Genomic DNA, 24,405 nt, shown 5'->3' with positions numbered 1-24,405 from the left:
CGCTGTAAGAGCGGAACCATAAGTGGCCGTTACCGCAGCAATGGATATGTACGCAGACAAACCGTTATCGCAGGCAAGCCAGCTCCCACATTTGAATCGGTGCACACCCGTCAAGACACCACCTCCCCAACGCCAACAACTTCCAACCACCACCTGGCCACCCCCAAAACATTCGGCGCCTTGAGCAACGTAAAGTGATTCCCCGCGCCATACCAAACCTCCAACGCCCCCCCCTGCCCTCGCCACCCCTCGATCATCACCCCCTGCTCACGCTGGTTCCCCGCCGCATCCAACGCCGGGTCCTGCGCCAAGACCAGGCGCACCACCCCGTCATACCGCCCTTGCGGCTGATACACCGTGCGCAACGCCGCCGCGTAAGTGCGCGCCGGCCCATCCATCGCCTCCACCGCCGCACGCGCCGGCAACAACCCCACACTCACCATCCCCCCATGCAACGCTTGTCGCTGCGCCACCTCATCGCGCCCGGCAAAGTCCGCAGGATCAATCCCCAGCGACTTCCCAGCCGCCAACTGCATCGCCTCGATCAACCGCAACAACGCCGCCGTCGAGGTATAAGGCTTGCCCGCACGCCCCGGCGAATCGCTGTCGATCACGGTCAAAGAGCCCACCTCACGCCCCATCGCCTGTAAACGCAGCGCCATTTCCAGCGCCACCCAGCCGCCGAACGAATGCCCGACCAGATGCACCAGCCCCTCGGGGCATTCCTGTTCCAGCGCCGCCAGGTAACACTGGGCCGCTGCTTCCACCTGGCTATGGGGCACCGCCTCGCCATCCAGCCCTCGCGGCTGCAAGCCATACAGCGGCCAGTCGCGCCCCAGCGCTTCGCTCAAACCTACAAAGCCGGTGACGCTGTCTCCCGCGCCTGGCACGCAGAACACCGGCGCATAACCGGCGCGCCCGCTCTGGATACGCAGCAAGGGTGAGTGCGCCGCGCAACTCACCGGGGTGCTCGCCGCCAGCGCTTGGCTCATGGCCTGGCCAAGGCTCTGGATATGCGGTGCCTGCATCATGCTCTGGTGATCCCCCGGGACCTGCACCTGGCGCAGTTGCCCAGGCGCCAGGGCGGTGTCCCACCCCAGCGCGGCACTGCGGCGCGACAGTTCGGTGGGCCGCTGCTCGGCGCTGAACAGGTGCACCGGGATCGGCAGCGGGAACAGGCTGTAGTGGGCTAACGCATGCCCATGGCCGACTTCCCGTTGCAAAAAGCTCAACAGGTCGGCGTCCGACGCCGCTGCCATTTGCGCGTATAGCAAACCTTGATCGCGACAGCGTTGCAGCAGAGCCGCAATGTCCAGCTGTCCAAGGCCTGCCTCCAGTTGTTCCAGGCTCGCCAGCTCATCCACACCTCCCTGTGCCTTCCAATAGGCCGTGCACTGCAACAACAAATGCCGCTTGAGGGCGTCCGGCCCGCTCCAGCGGGCCTTGCCCTGGTCGGTCATGCGCGGCACGTAGCTGTCGATCAAGCCGAGAAACGCCACGGCCTCATCCTGCCCCAGCAACTGCATGGCAACTTCATAGGCCAGCACACCACCAAAGGACCACCCCGCCAGCCGGTAAGGGCCGTGGGGCTGGATCTGGCGAATCAGCCCGACCATGCGCGCGGCCAAGCCTTCCATGCTGTCCAGATGCGCCTCACCCAGCGCCAGGCCCGGCAGGCCATAAATCGGGTAATCGCCAGGCAGGTGCTGGCCCAGCGCCGGGAAGTACACGTCCATGCCACTGAACTCATGCACCAGGAATAACGGTGCCTGCGCCCCACGGCTGCGCACTGTGATCACCGCCGTCTCAGGCAGCACGTCGTCACCGCGCAGGCGCAGCAGCGCAGCGACCGAGGCCACGCTGGCATGCTCGAACAGCTCGGCCAACGACACCGGCAACCCGGCCTCGTCCAGCCGATTGACCAGGCGAATCGCCAACAAGGAATGCCCGCCCAGTTCGAAGAAACTGTCATGGCGCCCCACCTGCTCAAGCTTCAGCACCTCGGCCCACAGCTGGGCCAAGGTCTGTTCCAGTGCATCGACCGGAGCTTCAAATGTGCCGCTGGTCGAAGCGTCCCACGTCGGTACCGGCAAGGCTCTGCGATCGACCTTGCCATTGGCCGTCAACGGCAGTTGCTCCAGTGCCACAAAGGCCGAGGGCACCATGTAGGCCGGCAAGTGCGCCTGCAGATAAGCACGCACCGGCTCGATGCCGACCGGCTCGCCCGTCCAGGTGAAGTAGGCCACCAGGCGTTTGTCCCCCGGCACGTCTTCGCGGGCCAGCACCACCCCTTCGCGGATGGCGTCGCACGCAGCCAAGCGTGCTTGGATCTCACCCAACTCAATGCGAAAGCCGCGGATCTTCACTTGGTCGTCATTACGCCCGATGCACTCCAGCAGGCCGTCTGCGGTCCAGCGTCCGAGGTCGCCGGTGCGGTACAGCAAGGCGCCTGGGTTGAACGGGTTCTGCACGAACTTTTCCGCCGTCAACTCAGGGCGGTTCAGGTAGCCCTGGGCGACACCGTCACCGCCGATGCAGATTTCGCCGCTCACCCCCAGGGGCAGCAGGTGCAACTGCGCATCCAGCACGTAGATCTGCGTGTTGGAAATGGGTCGCCCTACCGGCACGCTGTCGGCGTCAGCGGCAATGGTGCGCACTTCATGGGTGGTGGCGTAGGTGGTGGTTTCGGTCGGCCCGTAGCAATGCACCAGGCGCAGCCCCGGTGCCAATGCCAGCAGGTTGCGGAACGCCGCCGGGTCGGCACGCTCGCCGCCGCACAGCAAAATACGCAAGCCGGCCAGGGCCTGGGGAATCAGTTGCACATACTGGTTGAACAGCGCCGTGGTAACGAACAGCACCGTCACGCCCTTAAGTGCCGCGCCGAACGCCAGCGGGTCGAGCAAGGTGGCGTGGTCAATCACCTGCACCTGACCGCCGTTGAGCAACGGCCCCCAGACGTCCATGGTGCTGGCATCGAAGGCCGGGTTCGAGGCGAAGGCCACGCGGTCATTGGGATTGAAATCGGCGTAGCCGTTGTTGAGCACCAGGCGCGTGATGCCACGGTGAGGCACCAATACGCCTTTGGGCATACCGGTGGAGCCGGAGGTGTACATGATGTACGCCACGCTCTGCGAGGATTGCGGCAGGCCCGGGTTGTGGTCGGGGTGTGAGTCAAGGGCCAGGGTGTCCAGGTCCAGGCGCTGCGTCGCGCTCTCCACGCTGCAGTCGCTGCCGGTTAACAGCCAGGCCGCGCCGCTGTCTCGCAGCATGAAGCCCTGGCGTTCGGCCGGCGCGCTGATGTCCAGAGGCACATAGGCGACGGCGCATTTGAGAATCGCCAGTTGGCTGACCAGCAACGCCACCGAGCGTGGCAGCAGGATCGCCACGTTATCGCCGGGGCACACACCCAGGCCGAGTAGGTGATGGGCCAGGCGGTTGGCGCGGCGGTTGAGTTCGCCATAGCTTATCCGTTGTTCGCCATGCAGCACCGCCACCGCGTCAGGGCGCGCCTGCGCCTGGGCTTCGAACAGGTGTTGCACGCTGTGTTCACGGGGGAACGCGCGGGCCGTGGCGTTCAAGCCTTCAAGCAATTGCTGGCGCTCGGCCTGGGGCAGGATCGGCAAGCAACTGAGGGCGATGTCGTTGCGCTCTTCCAGTGCCTGCACCACCTGCGCCAAGGCGTTATGCAGGTAGTCGCCCAAGCGTCGGGCCCCCTGCCCCATGGCCGTGAGGCTGAAACCTTCACCCAGGTCATCCACGCTCACCGACACGCCGTAGTGGGTGTGTTCCTCGGTCTTGAGCACCTCGATCCCCTGCCACGCCTCGGCCACGCCCCCGGCCTGGGGCGCGCTGTGGCGATAGTTGAACAGCACGCTGAACAACGGCGTGGCCATGGGTACGCCGCTGCAACGCTGGGCCAGCGCCAAAGGCGCGTGTTCATGGCTGAGCAGTTGGGTCAGGCGCCCATGGGTGGCGCGCAGCGCGGTCAGTACCGAGTGTTCACCCAGGTCGACTCGCAACGGCAAGGTATTGATAAACACGCCCATGGCACGCTCGGCGCCTTCGCCACCTTGCAGGCGGCCGAGCATCACCGTGCCGAACACCACCTGTTCACGGGCGCAGACCGTGCCCAGCACATGAGCCCAGGCCAGGTGCATAAGGCTGGCGGCGCTGACTCCCGCTTGACGCGCCTGGTTGCGCAGGCGCCGACTCAACCCGAGGTCGAGGTTCAGATGCGCATGCTCATCGGCACCCAGGTGCGGTACGTCGGTGGGTTCGTCGACCTCAGCGAGCATCTCGCGCAAAAACGTCTCGTGGTCCTCAGCGCCCAGACGGGTCTGGGCCACGTAGTTGCGGTACGGCACGGGCGCGGCCAAGGTGTCTTGCGTGCCCAACAGGAAGGCCTGCATTTCGTGTTGCAGGATGTCCAACGCGATGTGGTCCATCACCAGATGGTGGAACAGCAACGTCGCCACCACCCGTTGCGACTCCTCGGCATACACCAGGCGCATCAAGGGTGCCTGGGCGAGGTCCAGGCGTGGCGGCACCGGGCCGTTTTCAACCCGTAATGAGGCGGTGCGCCACACCACTTGCACCGGTTCCTCCAGCCCGTCCCAGTGGAAGGATGAACGCAGGATGTCATGGCGTTGGATCACCGCCTGCAAGGCATGGGCAAAGGCGTCCAGGCGCAGGCGGCTGTCGAAGGCAAACTGCGCCTGCAGCACATAGGCGTCGTCTCCCTGCACGGCGCGATGCTGATACAGGATGCCGGCCTGCAAGGGTGCCAGCGGGTAGATGTCCTGCACATTGGCCGCGCCGCCGGGGATGCAGGCGACGATGCACTCGATGGCAGCGGGGTCCAGGGTGATCAGCGTAAGCATGTCCGGCGTAATCCGCGTGCAATCGGCCACAATGCGATTGGCCGGCACCGCCACTTCACGCCCACCGCCCAAGGCCGCGGCCAGGGCGGACAAGGTCGGTTGGCCAAACAGCACTTTGACATCTGCCGACAAGCCCAGGCGGCGCATGCGCCCCATCAGGCTGACTGCCAGCAATGAGTGGCCACCCAATTCAAAGAAATTGTCATGCCGGCCCACGCGCTCCACGTTGAGCAATTCGGCCCACAGTGCGGCCAGGGTGATTTCCGTATCACCCACGGGCGCTTCATAGTCGCGCACACTCAACGCATCCAGGCCCGGCGCCGGCAGCGCCTTGCGGTCGAGCTTGCCGTTGGGGCTCAGCGGCAGCGCCTGAAGATGCACAAAGCTCGCCGGCAGCATGAATTCCGGCAGGTGTTGCAGCAGGTGGGCGCGCAGGCTTTCGACCTCGCTCGGCACGCCGGTGTAATAGGCGATCAGGCGCTGCTCGCGGGCAATCACGGCGGCTTCCTGCACCGCTGGATGCTCGGTCAGGCGCGCCTGGATTTCCCCCAGTTCGATGCGCAGGCCACGAATCTTCACTTGGTCATCATTGCGCCCCAGGTACTCGAGAGTGCCGTCAGGCAAGTAGCGGCCCACGTCACCGGTGCGGTACATGCGCCCCGGGGTGAACGGGTCGTCGAGGAAGCGTTCGGCGGTCAGCTCGGGGCGGTTGAAGTAACCCCGCGCCACCTGCACGCCCGCGATGAACAATTCACCGACCACCCCCAACGGCACCGGCTGCAACTGCTCGTCCAGTACATACAGGCGCGTATTGGCAATCGGCTTGCCGATGGGGGTGTTATCCGGCACCACAGCGCCTGCGCAGTCCCACGCGGTGACATCCACCGCCGCTTCGGTGGGGCCATACAGGTTGTACAAGCCAACCCCCGGCAATTGCTGTTTGAAGCGCCGTACCAGGCTGCCCGGCAGGGCTTCGCCACTGCACATCACCCGCACCAGCCCGGCGGCCTGGCTGACATCGCCGTGGGCCAGAAACACGTCGGGCATCGACGGCACAAAATGCGGCGTTGTGCCCCGTTCGGCCTCGATCCCCGGGCACAGGTAGTCGGGGTTTTTATGCCCGCCAGGGCGAGCCATGACCAGGCGTGCGCCGGTGAACAGCGGCCAGAAGAACTCCCACACCGACACGTCGAAGCTGAACGGGGTTTTCTGCAAGACCGTATCGCGGGCGGTCAGCCCGTATTCGTCTTGCATCCACAGCAGGCGGTTGACCACCCCAGGGTGTTCGTTGATCACGCCCTTGGGCTGGCCGGTGGAACCGGAGGTGTAGATCACGTAGGCCGCCACGCTGGCCGCCTGCGGGTTATGGGTGGGCTGGTGCTGCCAGGTGGGTGAATCGAGGTTGACCACCGGCACCTTGCCCAGCAACCCAAGGGTGCTGGCCTGGGCCAGCACCACCGTCGGCGCGCTGTCGTGCAGCATGTAGGCGATGCGTTCCAGCGGGTAGGCCGGGTCCAGCGGTACATAGGCGGCACCGGCCTTGAGGATCGCGTACAGGCCAATGACCATGTCCAGGCCACGCTCCACGCAGATCGCCACCCGCGCCTGTGACTGCACACCCAGGGCTTGCAGGTGATGAGCCAGTTGATTGGCGCGCGCGTTCAGTTCGGCATAGCTCAGTTGCTGCTCGCCCGCCTTCAGCGCAATGGCATGGGGTGTGCGCAGCACTTGGGCTTCAAACATGCCGTGCAGGGTCTGGTCGAGGTTGTAGCTAACGGCGGTGGCGTTGAAATCCACCAGCAGTTGCCGACGTTCGCGCGCATCCACCAGCGGCACCTGCGCAAGCACCGCCTGGTCGTTATCGACCATGGCCTGCAACACGCGGGTGAAATAGCCGACGTAACGCTGCATCGTCGATTCGTCAAACAGGGCCACGGCATATTCCAGCGCACCGAGGATGCTGCCCTGCACTTCCCCCAGGTTCAACGACAGGTCGAACTTGGCGAAATGGCTGTGCTCGACAATGCTCTCCAAGGCCAGGTCGCCCAGGGCCAGGGTCGGCGCGCTGCTGTCCTGCCAGCTCAGTAGGGTCTGAAACAGTGGGCTGTGGGCCAGACTGCGCGGCGGCCGGGTGATTTCCACCACCTGCTCGAAGGGCAAGTCCTGATGGGCCTGGGCTTGCAGCGTCAGCGCCTTGACCCGCGCCAGCAACACCTCGGTGCTCAGCTCGCCCGAGGTGTCGATACGCAGCGCCAGGGTGTTGACGAACAGGCCAATCAGCCCTTCGACTTCGGTGCGCATGCGGTTGGCCACCGGCGTGCCGATCACCAACTCGGGTTGCCCGGACAAGCGCGCCAACAGCGAAGCCCAGGCGCTCATCAAGGTCATGTACAAGGTGGTGCCATGGCGTTGGCTCAAGGCCTTGAGCCCGGCGGTGAGGCGCTCATCCAGGCGCACTTCGACACTGCTGCCAGCGTAGTCCTGCTGCACCGGGCGCGGGCGGTCGGTGGGCAAGGTCAGCAACGCCGGCGCACCGACCAACGCCTGTTGCCAGTAGCTGCTTTGGCGCTGCAGCACCTCACCGCTCAGCCACAGGCGTTGCCACACCGCAAAGTCGGCGTATTGGATCGGCAAGGGCGGCAACGGGTCGGCGTGGCCGTGGCTGAAGGCCTGGTACAGCGCCATCAGCTCGCGGGTCAGCACGCCCATGGACCAGCCGTCAGAGACGATATGGTGCAGGGTCAGCAACAGCACATGGTGATCATCGGCCATCATCACCAGGCGCCCGCGCAGCAACGGGCCGCGCTCAAGGTCGAACGGTGCCGAGGCTTCGCCGTGGATCAGCGCGTCCAGGGCCTGTTGCGGTTGCGGGTGGCGACGCAGGTCCTGCACTTGCAGCGCCAACACCTCTTCGGCCGGCACGACCAGCACCCGGGCCTGGTCACCCTGCTGGGCGAAGCGACTGCGCAGGGTTTCATGCCGCGCCACAATGCGCGCCAGGGCCCGTTGCAACGCTTGCACATGCAACTGCCCGCGCAACCGCAGACCGATGGGAATGTTGTAGGCGGTGTTGGCCCCTTCCATCAAGGCCAGGAACCACAGGCGTTGTTGGGCGAAGGACAGCGGCAGGTCCTCATCACGGTTGGCCGGCAAGATATCCGGCAAGGTGCTGCGACCGGCCTGGGCCAGCACCTCGGCGACCGCCGCCAGTTCGGCGTTGGCAAACAGGTCGCCCAGCGCCAATTCGACGCCCAGCCGCTGGCGCACCTGAGACACCATGCGCATGGCCAGCAACGAATGCCCGCCCAGCTCAAAGAAATGGTCATAGCGCCCCACGCGCTGCACCTGCAACACCTCGGCCCAGATCTGCGCCAGCACGGTTTCGATTTCGCCCAGGGGCGCGGCGTACTCGCGGGTAAATACTGCGGCCATGTCCGGCGCCGGCAGGGCCTTGCGGTCAAGCTTGCCATTGGCAGTCAGTGGCAGTGCATCGAGCTTCATGAACGCGACGGGCACCATGTAGTCCGGCAGATGCGCCACCAGGTGGGCGCGAATCTGGGCCACCGTCAGCGGGTCCAGTTGTGGGTTTTCGGTGAAGTAGGCCACCAGCCGTTCCTCACGCACCACCGCCACTGCTTCCAGGATGCCGGGCAATTGGTTGAGCTGGGTTTCGATTTCGCCCAGTTCGATGCGCACGCCACGGATTTTCACTTGGTCATCGTTGCGCCCCAGGTAGTCGAGCGTGCCGTCCGGCAACCAGCGCACCAGGTCGCCGGTGCGGTACATGCGCCCTGCATTGAACGGGTCGCGCACAAAGCGCTCGGCGGTCAGTTCCGGGCGGTTGAGGTAACCGCGTGCCACGCCCTTGCCGCCCACGTACAACTCCCCCGCCACCCCCAGCGGCACCGGGCGCTGGTAGGGGTCGAGCACGTAGACCTTGGCATTGGCGATCGGCTTGCCGATATGCAACGGCTGGCCCGCCTCGACCTTGCCGGAAGTGGCCACCACCGTGGCTTCGGTGGGCCCGTAGTTGTTGATCAGCTCAAAGCGCTGTGCCCGTCCGAACTGGCGCAGGCGGTCCCCACCGACCAGCAAGGTGCGCAAGGTCGGGTGTTCGATGTTCTGGCTGAAGGCGTATTCCGCCACCGGCGTTGGCAGAAAGCTCACGTCCAAAGGCTGCGCGCACCACCAGGCCAGCAGTGCGTCGATATCTTCGCTGCCCTCATGGGCCGGTGGCAGGTGCAAGGTAGCGCCCACACACAGCGCCGGCCACACCTCCCAGGCCATCGCGTCAAAGCCGAAACCGGCAACACTGGCGGTATGCCGCCCGGCGCGCAGGTCGAAGGCGCTGCAATGCCAGTCCACCAGGTTGGCGACGCTGTGGTGTTCCACCATCACCCCCTTGGGCAAGCCGGTGGAGCCGGAGGTGTAGATCACATAGGCGAGGTTCGTCGGGCCGACGGCGATTGTGGGGTTGCTCGCCGAGTGGTGCTGCCAGGTGAAGCGGTCCAGGTTGATCACCGGCACTTCCAGCACCGGCAGGCGCCCCAGCAACGCGTGCTGGGTGAGTACCGCCACTGGCGCGCTATCGCTGAGCAAATAGTGGAGACGCTCAGCCGGGTGGGACGGGTCCACCGGCACATAACCGGCACCGGCCTTGAGAATCGCCAGCAACCCGGCCAGGGTGTCGAGGCCGCGCCGCGCGACAATGGCCACGCGGTCGTCGGGCTTGACCCCCAGCGCCAACAGATGATGCGCCAGCAGGTTGGCTTGTTGGTTCAATTCAGCGTAGGTCAGTTGCCGGCCCTGATGCACAGCGGCAATGGCGTCCGGCGTGAGCCTAGCCTGGGCTTCGACGCGGCCATGCAGGGTGGTGCCTTGGGGGAAGACGGTCTGGGTGGTGTTGAACTGTTCCAGCAGCAAGCGCTGTTCGGCAGCGGGCACCACCGACAGTTGGTCGAGCGCGGTATGGGGGGCCTGCTCCAGTGCGCTCACCAGGTTTTCCAACGCGGTGTTCAGGTAGGCGCAGACACGCTGAGGGTCGACCAGGGCGCTGGCCAGCAAACTCAGGCCGAAGCCCTCGCCCAGGTCATCCACGCTCAGGGTCAGCGGGTAGTTGGTGCGCTCCTCGGCGCGCAGTGCGGTGATACCCTGCCAGGCCGACACCGCCTCGGCACTGGCGGCGGGCGCACTGTGGCGATAGTTGAGCAGCGCGCTGAACAGCGGCGTCGGCGCGAGCACACCACTGCAACGCTGGGCCAGGGCCAAGGCCGCGTGTTCATGGCGTAGCAAAGTGGTCAGGCGCGCGTGGGTGGCCTTGACTGCGGTGCGCACGTCCTGGGCGTCTACGTCCACGCGAAACGGCAAGGTATTGATGAAAATGCCCAGGGCGCGGTCGGTGTCATGGCTGCCCTGCATGCGCCCCATCAATACGGTGCCGAACACCACCTGGGCCTTGCCGGCCACCACCCCCAGCACCTGGGCCCAACCCAGGTGAAACAGGCTGGCGGCGCTCACGCCCAGTTGGCGCGCCTGTACCCGCAAACGCTGGGCCAGTGCCGGTGCCAATGCCAGGCTGACTTCAGCAATGCCGCGCGCATCGCCCTGCACGTCCTGCAAACCGAACGGCAAGGTGGGTTCGCTGATATCGCCGAGCATCTGCCGGAAGAAACGTTCGTGCTCCTGCTCACTGATCCCCAACCGCGCTTGCGCCACATAGTTGCGAAACGGTACGGCCTGGCCCAGGGCCGCGCCGTGGCCCAACAGGCACGCCTGCATTTCGTGGCACACCACGTCCAGGGCGCTGTGGTCGAGCGCCATGTGATGGAACAACAGGGTGGCGACGATGCGCTGGTTGGCCGGGTCTTCAGCGTGCACCAGGCGCAGCAACGGCGCCTGGGTGACGTCGAGGCGGTAATGGCGGGCATCGAACAGGTCATGCAGTTGCGTGGCGATATCGCCGTCGGCCGGGTCCAGCCTCAAGGCTTGCACCGGCAGGCGTGCCTGGCGCCACACCACTTGCGAGGGTTGCGTCAGGCCATCCCAGACCACCCCGGTACGCAGGATATCGTGACGGTCCATCACCCGTTGCAGCGCCTGGGCAAACGCATCGAAACGCGCAAGGTTGTCAAAGGCGAACTGCGACTGCATCACATAGGGGTCGCCCTGCTCGGCACTGACATGGTGGAACAGGATGCCTTCCTGCAACGGCGCCAGCGGGTAGATGTCCTGAATATTCGCCACGCCGCCCTGCACCGTGGCGACAATGCGCTCGATCTCGTCCTGGCTCAGGGTCGACAGGGTCAGCATGTCGGGGGTGATGCGCTCGGCATTGGCCGGGATGCCATTGGCCGGTACCTGCACCTCACCGGCCTTGGTCGCGGTGTATTCACCGGCCTTGATCAGTTCGATCAGCGCCGGCTTGTGTTCACGCAAGGCGGCCAAGATCGCCGGGTCGCTCAAGGCTTGCTTGTTGCCGTTCACCGACAACTGCTCGCCCTTGAGCGCCAGTTGCACATCCTTGGTTTTCAGGGTTGCCAGCAGCTCGAGGATGTTCACAGGACGATCTCCATTCGTTCGGTCATTGCGGCGTAGCCGGCCAGGGTCGGTTGTTCGAACAAGCCCCGCACATCGGCTTCCATGCCTTCCTGGCGCAGGCGCCCGATCAAGCTCACGGCAAGCAGCGAGTGCCCGCCCAGTTCAAAGAAGTTGTCGTGGCGCCCTACCCGTTCCACCTTGAGCAGCTCGGCCCAGAGCTGGGCCAGGAGGACCTCGGTGTCGCCTTCGGGCGCTGCGTATTCACGTACCTGCAACGCGTCCATACCCGGTACAGGCAGGGCCTTGCGGTCGAGCTTGCCGTTGGGGCTCAGGGGCAAGGCGTCCAGGTGCATGAACAGCGCCGGCACCATAAAGTCAGGCAGGTGCTGCAACAGCTGGGCGCGCAGGCTTTCGATATCGGTGGGCGCGCCGGTGTAATACGCGACCAGGCGCTGTTCCCGGGCGACGACCACGGCGTCCTTGACCGCCGGATGCTCGATCAGGCGCGCCTGAATTTCTCCCAGCTCAATGCGCAGGCCACGGATCTTCACCTGATCGTCATTGCGCCCCAGGTACTCGAGCGTGCCGTCGGGCAAGTAGCGGCCCAGGTCACCGGTGCGGTACATGCGCCCAGGGGTGAACGGGTCGTCGAGGAAGCGTTCGGCGGTCAGCTCAGGGCGGTTCAGGTAACCCCGCGCCACTTGCACACCTGCGATGAACAGCTCACCGACCACGCCCAACGGCACCGGCAGTAACTGCCCGTCGAGTACATACAGACGGGTGTTGGCAATCGGCTTGCCGATCGGGGTGTTGTCCGGCACCTCAGGGCGGGCGCAGTTCCAGGCCGTCACGTCTACTGCCGCTTCAGTGGGGCCATACAGGTTGTACAAACCAATCCCCGGCAACTGCTGCTTGAAACGCCGCACCAGGCTGCCCGGCAGGGCCTCGCCGCTGCACATCACCCGCACCAACCCCGCCGCTTGGCTGACATCGCCGTGGGCCAGGAACACATCAAGCATCGACGGCACAAAGTGCAAGGTCGTGATCTGCTCCGCGGCGATCACCTCGCACAGGTACGCCGGGTCCTTGTGCCCTTCAGGGCGCGCCATCACCAGGCGCGCCCCGGTGAACAGCGGCCAAAAGAACTCCCACACCGACACGTCGAAGCTGAACGGGGTTTTCTGCAACACCGCATCGTGGGCCTCGAGGCCGTAGGCGTCCTGCATCCACAACAGACGGTTGACCACCCCAGCATGTTCGTTGATCACGCCCTTGGGTTGGCCGGTGGAACCGGAGGTGTAGATCACATAGGCCGCGTGCCGGGCAAGGAGGCCCGGTACTTGCGGGTTGGTGACGGGTTGGTGCTGCCAGGTGCTGTGGTCGAGGTCGATCACCACCGCGTCACCCAGCAAGGCGCGGGTGGCGCTTTGGGCCAGCACCACCACCGGTGCGCTGTCGTGCAGCATGTAGGCGATGCGCTCTGGCGGGTACGCCGGGTCCAGCGGCACATAGGCACCGCCGGCCTTGAGGATGGCGAACAGGCCGATGACCATGTCCAGGCCGCGCTCGACGCAGATGCCCACGCGCGCGTCCGGGCGCACACCGCTGTCACGCAAGTGATGGGCCAGGCGGTTGGCGCGTTCATTGAGTTGCTGATAGCTCAAGGTGTGCTCGCCGGCCTTCACTGCCACGGCCTGCGGGGTACGTACAACCTGGGCTTCAAACAGCCCGTGCAGGGTCTGGTCGAGGTTGTAGTTCACCTCGGTGGCGTTGAACTGCACCAGCAGCTGTTGCCGCTCTTGCAGCCCCAGCACCGGCAGGCGGTTCAGCGCCTGGTGCGGCGCCTGCTCAAGAGCCTCGACCAGGCCGCTCAATGCGTTATGCATATACCCGCACACCCGTTGCGCATCCACCTGGGCCAGGGCGGTGAACGCGTAGCCGTCGCCCAGGTCGTCCACGTTCAAGGTCAGGGGGTAATTGGTGCGCCCGTCATTGACCAAGGTTTGCATGCCTTCCCATGCCAACTGCGCATCCACCGAGCGGGTGGCGGCGCCGCGATGGCGATAGTTGAGCATCGAGCTGAACAATGGCGCCGGGGCCGCTACCCCACTGCAGCGCTGGGCCAAGGCCAGGGAGGCGTGTTCATGGCCGAGCAATTCGGTCAGCCGCGCATGGGTGGCCCGCACGGCGGCGCGGGCGCCCTGGGCGTCGATGTCCAGGCGCAGCGGCAAGGTATTGATAAACACGCCCAGGGCGCGGTCGGCGCCCTCGCCGCCTTGCAGACGGCCCACCAGCACGGTGCCGAACACTACCGTATGGCGCGCCGATACCGCGGCCAGCACCTGTGCCCAGGCCAGATGGAACAGGCTGGCAGCGCTGACCCCCAGCAGCCGCGCCTGGCTGCGCAGGCGGCGGTTGAGCTGGCTGTCCAATTGCAGGCTATGTTCGTCGATGGCATTGCCATCGCCGCGCACGTCCTGCCAGCCAAACGGCAACGTCGGTTCGTCGACATCGCCCAGCATCTGGCGGAAGAACTGCTCATGCTCCTGTTCGCTGACACCCAAACGGGCCTGGGCCACATAGTTGCGATACGGCATTGGCGCGGCGGTGGGCGCAGCGTGGCCCAACAGATGGCCCTGCATTTCGCGCAGCACCACGTCGAAGGCGGTGTGGTCCAACACGATATGGTGATAGAGCAGCACCGCCACCACGCGCTGGTTGGCCGGGTCCTTTGCGTACATCAGGCGAATCAACGGCGCCTGGCTGATTTCCAGGCGATAACGCCGCGCATCAAACCGCTCGTGCAGGCCGGCGAGTACGTCGCCTTGCAGGTTAAGTTCCTGCACGCACAGCTGCGCCTGGCGCCACACCACTTGCAGCGGTTGCGCCAGGCCCTCCCACACCACCCCGGTGCGCAGGATGTCGTGGCGGTTGATCACCTGTTGCAGCGCGCGCATAAAGGCGTGCAGACGCTCGACACTGTCAAACGCCAGGTGCGATTGCAGCAGGTACGGATCGCCCTGAGCGGCCGTGAGGTAGTGATAAAAAATCCCCTCCTGCAACGGCGCCAGCGGGTAGATGTCCTGCACGCTGGCAGCGCCGCCAGGCACCTGAGCCACCACCTGATCGATCGCCGACTGGTCGAGGTTCACCAGGGCCAGCATGTCCGGGGTGATGCGCTGGCAACCGGCACTGATGCGATTGGCCGGCACCGGCACTTCGCGGCCACTGCCGACAGCGGCGGCCAGCGCGGCCAGGGTTGGCTGGCTGAACAGCACGCGCACATCAGCGCTGAGGCCGGCCTGGCGCATGCGCTCGATGAGGTTGACGGCCAGCAATGAATGGCCGCCCAGTTCGAAGAAGTGGTCATGGCGGCCCACTTGCTCCACCTGCAACACCTCGGCCCAGAGCCGCGCCAGGGTGGTTTCGACGTCACCTTGGGGGGCTTGGTATTCACGGCTGAGCAAGGCGCACTGGTCTGGCTCTGGCAATGCCTTGCGGTCCAGTTTGCCATTGGCGGTCAGGGGCAACTGGTCAAGCCGCATGTAGGCGACCGGTACCAGCGCCTCGGGAAGTTGGGCTTGCAGGTGCGCACGCAAGGTCTCGATCTGCAGCGGGCGCTGTTCGGTGAACCAGGCCAGCAGGCGACCTTCGCGCACTAGCACCACGGCCTCACGGATACCGTCCAGTGCCGTCAGGCGGCTTTCGATTTCACCCAGTTCCACCCGCACGCCGCGCAGTTTTACCTGGTCGTCGTTACGGCCCAGGTATTCAAGGTTGCCATCGGGCAGCCAACGCACCAGGTCACCGGTGCGGTACATGCGCCCTGGGTTGAACGGGTCTTGCAGGAAGCGTTCGGCCGTCAGCTCGGCACGGTTGAGGTAACCCCGCGCCACGCCGCTGCCGCCCACATAGAGTTCACCGGCCACCCCCACCGGTACCGGGCGCAGTTGCACATCCAGCACATAGCTGGAGGCATTGGCGATGGGCCGGCCAATATGCAACACCTGCCCGGCCCGCACGCGGCCGGAGGTGGCAACCACCGTGGCTTCGGTGGGGCCGTAGTTGTTGACCACCGCAAAGCGCCGCTCCTGGGTGAACTGACGCAAACGGTCACCGCCGATCAGCAGGATGCGTAAGGTGGGGTGCTGCTGGGGCAGGCTGAACGCGTACTCGGCCACCGGCGTCGGCAGGAAACTCACGTCCAACGGCTGCGACAGCCACCAGGCCAGCAGTTCATCGATGTTTTCATTGCCGACTTCGGCGGGTGGCAGGTGCAGGGTCGCGCCGACGCACAGGGCCGGCCAGACTTCCCAGGCCATGGCATCGAACCCCATGCCGGCCACGCTGCTGGTGTGGCTCACCGCCGTCAGGCCAAAGGCTTCACAGTGCCAATGCACCAGGTTTTCCACGGTGCGGTGTTCCACCATCACGCCCTTGGGCTGGCCGGTGGAGCCGGAGGTGTAGATCACATACGCCAGGTGCGCAGGCGTCAGGGCGGGCAGTTGCGGATTGCTGACGGCGTGGCGCTGCCAACTGGGGTCCTGCAGATCGACCAGGGCGACGGGCCCCAGCAGGTCCCGGGTGCTGGTCTCGGCCAGCACCGCCACGGGCGCGCTGTCTTGCAACAAGTAGGCGATACGCTCGGCGGGGTACGCCGGGTCGATCGGCACATAGCCCGCGCCAGCCTTGAGAATGCCCAACAGCCCCACCAGCATCTGCGGGCCGCGACGGCAGCACAGTGCCACACGGTCATCGGCTTGCACGCCGAGTTCCAGCAAGTGACGAGCCAACTGGTTGGCCCGCTGATTGAGCTGCTGATACGTCAGCGCCTCGCTGCCTTGCTGCACGGCAATGCGATGGGGTTGGCGCTCGGCCTGCACCTCAAACGCACCGTGCACAGTCTGGCCACGGGGGAAGTCGTGGGCAGTGGCGTTGAACTCGCGCAGCACCATGTCGCGCTCTGCGGCGGGCAGAATCGGTAACTGGCGCAGCGCGCTGTGGGGCGCCGTCTCAAGGGTGGCAACCAATTGCTCCACGGCGCTGAGCATGTAGTCGCACAGGCGTTGCGCGCCGATCTGCGGCACGGCCAGCACGCTCAGGCCAAAGCCTGCGCCCAGGTCATCCACGCTCAGGGTCAGCGGGTAGTTGCTGCGCTCTTCACCGCCCAGCAGTTGCACACCTTCCCAGATGCCATGGCCGTCGCGGGCCATTTCGCCAGGGTTGCTGTGGCGGTAATTGAGCAAGGCGCTGAACAACGGCGTGCTGGCTGGCACGCCGCTGCAACGCTGGGCCAGGGCCAGTGACGCATGCTCATGCCCGAGCAAGGCGCTCAAGCGCGCATGGGTGGCTTTGACCGCCTGCGTTGCGCCGCCTGCAACATCGACCCGCAGCGGCAAGGTATTGATAAACATCCCCAGCGCACGGTCTGCGCCCTCGCCGGCTTGCATACGGCCCATCAGCACCGTGCCGAACACCACCTCATCGCGGCCCGAGACCAGGCCCAACACCTGGGCCCAGGCCAGGTGCATCAGGCTGGCGGCGCTGACGCCCAGTTGGCGCGCCTGCTGGCGTACGCGCCGGGCCAGGCCCGCTTCCAGGTGCACCTCGGCTTCTTCGATTGCACGGCCATCGCCCTGCACATCTTGCAGGCCAAACGGCAAGGTAGGTTCATCGACCTCGGCGAGCATGTCGCGGAAAAACTGCTCATGCTGCGCCACACTGACGCCCAGTCGCGCCTGGGCCACATAGTTGCGAAACGGTGCGGCAGCGGGCAAGTCCTGGGCCTGGTTGAACATAAAGGCACGCATTTCCTGGCCGACCACTTCCATGGCGGTGTGGTCCAGCGCCAGGTGGTGGAACAGCAGGATCGCCGCGACCCGGTTGTGCGCCGGGTCCTGGGCATAGACCATGCGCAGCAAGGGCGCCTGGGTAATGTCCAGGCGGTAGTGACGCGCATCGAAACGCCCATGCAGTTGCGCCATCACGTCGCCGCCGGCCGGGTCGAGCATCACTTCGTGCACCCCCAACTGGGCGGTGCGCCACACCACTTGCACCGGGCTGTCGAGACCTTCCCACACCACAGCGGTACGCAGAATGTCGTGGCGCGCCACCACCTGTTGCAGCGCGCCCATAAAGGCGTGCAGGCGCTCAACAGTGTCAAAGGCCATGCGCGATTGCAGCAGGTACGGGTCGCCCTGCTCGGCGCTGATGTGGTGGTAGAGAATGCCTTCCTGTAGCGGTGCCAGCGGGTAGATATCCTGGATATTCGCTGCCCCACCCGGCACGCTGGCAACAATGCGCGCGATGGCCTGCGGGGTGAGTTGCAACAGGCTCAGCATCGACGGTGTGATCTGTGTGCAGCCGGCGGGGATGCCATTGGCGGGCACCACAATTTCCCTGCCGCTGCCCACGGCTGCCGCCAGCGCGGCCAGGCTTGGCTGGCTGAACAACACGCGCACATCGGCGCTCAGGCCCACTTGGCGCATACGTTCGATCAGGCTGACCGCCAGCAACGAATGCCCGCCCAATTCGAAGAAATGATCATGGCGCCCCACGCGTTCAAGCTTGAGCACGTCCTGCCAGATCTGCGCCAGCAGTCTTTCCACCTCGCCTTGCGGGGCCTCGTAGCCACGGCTGATCAAGGCGGCCTGGTCGGGCGCCGGCAATGCCTTGCGATCCAGCTTGCCGTTGTTGGTTAACGGCAGGCTGGCCAGCGGCATATAGGCCGACGGCAGCATGTAGTCCGGCAGTTGGCCTTGCAGGTGCGCGTGTACCTGGTCAATACCCAGGTCTGCGCCGGCCCAGGTGAAATAGGCCACCAGGCGCTTGTCCCCCGGCACGTCTTCACGGGCGAGCACGGCAACTTCCTGAATGCCCGCACAACTGGCCAGGCGCGCCTCGATCTCGCCCAGTTCGATACGGAAACCGCGGATTTTGACTTGGTCGTCATTGCGCCCCAGGCACTCCAGCAGGCCATCTTCCGACCAGCGCCCGAGGTCGCCAGTGCGATACATCAGTGCCCCAGGCTGATCGACAAAGGGGTTGTTCACGAACTTCTCGGCGGTCAACTGCGCACGGTTCAAGTAGCCCTTGGCAACCCCCCCCCCGCCAATGCAGATTTCACCGGTGATGCCCAGCGGGACCGGCTGCAACTGTGGGTCCAGCACATAGATCTGCGTATTGGAAATGGGCCGCCCCACCGGCACGCTGTCGGCATCTGAGGCCAGCGCACGCACTTCATAGGTGGCGGCGTAGGTGGTGGTGTCGGTCGGCCCGTAGCAATGCACCAGACGCAAAGCCTGGGCCTGCGCCAACAGGCTGCGGAAGGCCGCCGGGTCGGCACGTTCGCCGCCGCACAGCAAAATGCGCAGGCCGGCCAAGGCCTGTGGAATCAGCTGCACATATTGGTTGAACAGCGCGGTGGTGACGAACAGCACCGTAGCACCCTTGAGTTCAGCGCCAAACGCCAGCGGGTCGAGCAAGGTGGCGTGGTCGATCACCTGGACCTGGCCGCCGTTGAGCAGCGCGCCCCACACATCCATGGTGCTGGCGTCGAACGCCGGGTTGGACGCAAAGGCGATGCGGTCATGGGGGTTGAAGTCGGCATAGCCGTTATTGATCACCAGCCGGCTGATGCCGCGATGGGTCACCAACACGCCTTTGGGCGTTCCGGTGGAGCCGGAGGTGTACATGATGTACGCCACGCTGTCCGAGCTCTGGGCCACAGCGGGGTTGCTCGCTGGCAATGCGTCCAGGTTCAGCTCGGCCAGGTTGTCCAGCCGCTGGCGGGCGCCGCTGTCCTGCACCATGAAGGCTTGGCGTTCAGGTGGCGCGTTAATGTCCAGCGGTACGTAGACCGCCGCGCATTTGAGTACAGCCAATTGGCCGACGATCAGGTCGATGGAGCGCGGCAGCGCCAGGGCGACCGGCTCACCCGGCTGTACGCCCTGGTTGAGCAAATAATGGGCGAGCCGGTTGGCACGGTGGTTGAGGTCGCGGTAGCTCAGGGCGCGTTCGCCATGCACCACCGCCGTAGCTTCAGGCCGGGCCAGTGCCTGGGCTTCAAACAGTTGGGCGACGCTGAGGTGCGACGGAAATTCACGGGCGCTGGCATTGAAGTCCAGCAGCAGTTTGCGCCGCTCCGCCGGTGGCACGATCGATACGCTGTGCAACGCGGTGGTCGGCGCCTGTTGCAGCGCAGTCACCAGGTGGCGCAGCGCAGTGAGCATGTAGTTGCCCACCCGTTGCACATCCAGTTCAGCCACGCCTTGCACGGTCAAGCGCATGCCCGTGCCGAGGTCATCGACGTTGAGCACCAGCGGGTAGTTGCTGCGTTCTTCGGAGCTGAGAATTTCGATACCGGAGGCGGCAAAGGGGTTGTCCCCCGGGGCTTCATCGGCTGCGCTGTGCCGGTAGTTGAGCAAGGTGCTGAACAGCGGCAGTGAGCCCGGCACGCCGCTGCAACGCTGGGCCAGGGACAACGAGGCATGTTCGTGCCCGAGCAGTTGCGCCAGGCGCGCATGGGTGGCACGCACGCCGGCCTGCACGCCGACGCTGCCAAGGCTGACTCGCAGCGGCAAGGTGTTGATAAACATCCCCAGCGCCCGGTCCGCGCCCTCGCCGCCCTGCATACGGCCCAGCAACACGGTGCCGAATACCACCTCCTGCTGGCCGGACACCTGGCCCAGCACTTGGGCCCAGGCCAGGTGTACCAGGCTCGCGATGCTCACACCCAGTTGGCGCGCCTGTTCGCGCAAGCCCAGGTTGAGCGCCGGCTCCAGCGGCAGGCGCGCTTCATGGATGCCGCTGCCGTCACCATTCACGTCCTGCAAACCGAAGGCCAGGGTCGGCTCGTCGATGTTGCCCAGCATCTGGCTGAAGAAAGCCTCGTGCTGGGCCTGGGTGACACCGAGACGGGCCTGGGCCACGTAGTTGCGATACTGCACCGCGTCAGGCAATTGCGCGCTGTGGCCGTGCAGGCTGGCACTCATTTCTTCGACCAGCACATGCAGGGCCGTGTGGTCGAGGAGGATATGGTGCAGCAGCAAAATGCCGACCACGCCGTGGCTGTCCTGCGCATACGCCAGGCGCATCAGCGAGGCGCGTGACAGGTCCAGGCGATAGTGGCGTGGGTCGAAACGCTGTTGCAGGTGCGCCAGTGCATCGCCGCCCAGGGCATCCAGGCGTTCGACCACCAAGGGCGCCTGGCGCAACACCACTTGCACCGGCTCCTCCAGGCCCTCCCAGAGGATGGCGGTGCGCAGGATATCGTTGCGCTCGATCACCGTGTGCAGCGCGTTGACAAACCCGTCGACGGCGCCCTGGTCGTTAAAGCGCAACTGCACCTGCAACACGTAGGGATCGCCCTCGGTGGTCGCCAGGTGGTGGTAGAGAATGCCGGCCTGCAACGGCGCCAGGCCGTAGATGTCCTGCACGTTGGCAACGCCACCGGGCACGGCCTCAAGGATATGGTCGATAGCGGCCTGATCCAGCTCGACCAGAGGCAGCATGTCCGGGGTGATGGCTTGCGTGTCTGCTTGAATATAGTTGGCCGGCACCTGCACGGTCTGCTGGCCGCCCACCGCCGCAGCGAGCGCCGCCAAGGTGGGTTGGCCGAACAGCACGCGCACATCGGCGCTGAGGTCGACCTGGCGCATGCGCTCGATCAGTTTGACCGCCAACAGCGAATGGCCGCCGAGTTCGAAGAAATTGTCCTCACGACCGACACGGTCGACGTTGAGCAGGTCTTGCCAGAGCATGGCGAGGGTGGTTTCCACCGCACCCTGGGGCGCCGCATACTCGCGCCGGGCCACGGCGTCGGCATCAGGTGCGGGCAAGGCCTTGCGGTCAAGCTTGCCGTTGGTGGTCAGCGGCAGCTTATCCAGGCGCACGAAGGCGCTGGGCACCATGTGTTCGGCCAGGCTCGCCAGCAGATGGTCACGCAGGGTAGCCACGTTGAGTTCGCCATCGCTGAGCACATAGGCCACCAGGCGTTGGTCGCCCGGCTGATCTTCACGGGCTATCACCACCGCATCACGCACGCCGCTGGCAGTGGCCAGGTGCGCCTGGATTTCACCCAGTTCGATACGGAAACCACGGACCTTGACCTGGTCATCGTTACGCCCCAGGTACTCGACACTGCCGTCGGCCAGCAGGCGGCCGAGGTCGCCGGTCTTGTACATACGCAGGCCGGTCGCCGGGTCGGCAAGGAAGCGTTCGGCATTCAGCGCCTCGCGGTTCAGGTAACCGCGCGCCACCCCGGCACCGCCCACGTACAACTCGCCCACCACACCCAGGGGCAAGGGCTCACGGCGTTCATCCAGCACGTACAACTGCAAATCGGGAATACGCACGCCAATCGGGCTCACGCCGACCAAGTGCGCGTCGGCCGCTTCCAGCGCACGGTAGGTCACATGCACGGTGGTTTCAGTGATGCCGTACATGTTCACCAGCTGCGTACCGGCATTCACTGCCCGCGCGTACCATGGCTTGAGCATGCCCGGTTCCAGGGCTTCGCCGCCGAAAATCACCTGGCGCAGGGAATGGGACTGGGCGCTGTTGCCCTGGGCCGCGATCAACTGGCGGAACGCACTCGGCGTCTGGTTGAGGATGCTCACCCGGGCGTCGCACAGCAGCGCGTAGCACTCATCCGGCGAGCGGCTGACCAGTTGCGGCACGATCAGCAACTGGCCGCCGTGCATCAGCGCGCCCCAGATTTCCCACACGGAAAAGTCGAACGCAAAGGAATGGAACAGCGCCCACACATCGTGCGGGTTGAAACCGAACCACTGTTGGGTGGCGCTGAACAGGCGCGCGACCTGGCGATGTTCGATCATCACGCCCTTGGGCTGGCCGGTGGAGCCAGAGGTGTAGATCACATAGGCCAGGTTGGCCGGGCTCAGGTGCAGCCGTGGGTTGGTGATGGGCAACGGGCCCAGGTGGTCGAGGTCGATCTGGGCCAGCGCGCCGACCCGCTGCGCCGTGTTGGCCTGCACCAGCACCGCCACCGGTTGGCTGTCGGCCAGGGTGTAGGCGATGCGCTCCTGGGGATAGGCCGGGTCGATGGGCACATAGCCGGCGCCGGCCTTGAGGATGCCGAGCAGGCCGATGATCATCTGCGGGCCACGCTCCACGCAAATCGCCACGCGCGCGTCAGGGCACACGCCGTGGGCCAGGAGCGCGTGGGCGACCTGGTTGGCGCGTTCGTTGAGTTGACGGTAGGTCAGGGCGTGTTGCTCAAAGCGCAACGCAATGGCATCGGGTTGGGCGGCGGCATGGGTTTCGACTTGCTGGTGAATCAGTTGGGTGTCGGCGTAGTGCGTGGGGCAGTAGTTCAAAGCGTGCAGCAAGTGATGGCGTTCAGCGTCAGGCAGGATGTTCAGGCCGCAGAGCGGCATATCCGGTCGTTGTTCGAGGGCGTCGGCCAGGCTTTCCAAGGCCGTATGCAGATAGCCCGCAACCCGCTGCGCGCCGATGGACGCATCCACCATCAGCGTCAGGGCGAAGTCTTCCCCCAGGTCATCGACGTTGACGGTCAACGGGTAATTCGTGCGCTCTTCGGCGCCCAATACCTGGATACCGTCGGCGACTTCGATCACCGCCGACATATCGGTGGCGGCGCTGTGACGGTAGTTGAGTATCGCGCTGAACAGCGGCGCAGGCGCTGCCACGCCACTACAGCGCTGAGCCAGCGCCAGGGACGCATGTTCGTGATCGAGCAAGCCAGTGAGGCGCTCATGGGTGACCTTGACCGCGGCGCGCACGCCCTGCTCACCGACATCCACGCGCAGCGGCAAGGTGTTGATGAACATGCCCAAAGCCCGTTCACCGCCCTCACCCGCGCCCATGCGCCCGAGCATCACGGTGCCAAATACCACCGCCTCCCGACCGGAGACTGCACCCAGCACCCGCGCCAAGGCCAGGTGCATCAGGCTTGCCACACTCACCCCCAGCGGGCGCGCCATGCTGCGCAGGCGGCGGCTCAAAGCGCTGTCGACGAGAATGCGCACTTCGTCGATACCCTGACCGTCGCCCTGCACATCTTGCAGGCCGAACGGCAGCGTCGGTTCATCGATATCCGCCAGCATGTCGCGGAAGAACGTCTCATGGGCCTGCTCGCTGACGCCATGGCGCACCTGGGCGATATAGCTGCGAAACGCTACCGGTGCAGCGGCCTGGGCTTGCTGCCCGGCCAGATACAGCTGGATTTCATGCCGCACCCCATCCAGGGCCGTGTGATCGAGGATGGTGTGGTGGAACAGCAGCATCGCCACCACCCGCTGGTTGGCCGGGTCATCAGCGAATACCAGGCGCAGCAGCGGCGCCTGGCCCAGGTCCATGCGATAGGCGCGGGCATCATAGCGAGCGAGCAATTGAGCGAGGCGGTCAGCACCGTCCAGATGCGCCTCTTCGCAGGCCAACACAGCCTTGCGCCACACCACTTGCAGCGGTTCGTCCAAGCGCTCCCAGACCATCGAAGTGCGCAAAATATCGTGACGGTCGATGACCCATTGCAGCGCCTCGGCAAAAGCGTCAAGGCGTGCGCGGCTGTCGAACACGAACTGCGCGTGCAGCACGTAGGGGTCGCCCTTTTGCGCCGAAAGATGGTGATAGAGCATGCCTTCCTGGAGGGGTGCCAGGGGGTAGATATCCTGCACATTCGCCACACCGCCGGGGACCGCCGCGACGATGCGGTCGATGGCCGGCTGGTCGAGGTTGACCAGGGCCAGCATGTCCGGGGTGATGCGGTAGGCCGGGCTCAGCCAGTCACCGCCATGTTCGGCGACCAACTCCAGCAGTTGGGATTTGTGTGCGATCAATTGATCCCAGAGCGCGTCGTCCAACGCTTGGTCATCGCCAAGCACGATCAGATCGTCTTCTTCCGTTTGCAGACGGATCGCGTGGGTGGAGATCGCTGCCAGTAAGTCGCTGAACTGCATGGGGAACCTGCCTGATAATTCACGGTTGACGAGAATGTCCGTATTCA

General features: G+C 65.3%; 2 protein-coding genes. Both read right to left on the bottom strand.

Going from position 1 to position 24,405, the window contains the following annotated elements; all coding sequences use genetic code 11:
- Nucleotides 1–110: 110 nt before the first annotated feature.
- A complete protein-coding gene (locus CER19_RS02745; protein WP_116665310.1) occupies nt 111–11,438 on the bottom strand; it encodes a non-ribosomal peptide synthetase in 11,328 nt (3,775 codons plus the stop codon).
- On the bottom strand, nt 11,435–24,358 hold the full coding sequence (locus CER19_RS02740; RefSeq protein ID WP_116665309.1) for a non-ribosomal peptide synthetase: 12,924 nt from the start codon (nt 24,356–24,358) through the stop codon (nt 11,435–11,437). Before CER19_RS02740 ends, CER19_RS02745 begins: the two co-directional genes overlap by 4 nt.
- Nucleotides 24,359–24,405 lie beyond the last annotated feature (47 nt).

The sequence above is a fragment of the Pseudomonas sp. GL93 genome (assembly GCF_003408955.1).
Lineage (GTDB): Bacteria > Pseudomonadota > Gammaproteobacteria > Pseudomonadales > Pseudomonadaceae > Aquipseudomonas > Aquipseudomonas paracarnis.
The sequence above is the reverse complement of the archived record's forward strand: the minus strand, read 5'-3'. Positions and strand labels throughout refer to the sequence as shown.

Bases quoted from the DNA above. Each gene is read 5' to 3' on its own strand.
- CER19_RS02740 (WP_116665309.1), bottom strand. From the start codon at position 24,358: ATGCAGTTCAGCGACTTACTGGCAGCGATCTCCACCCACGCGATCCGT.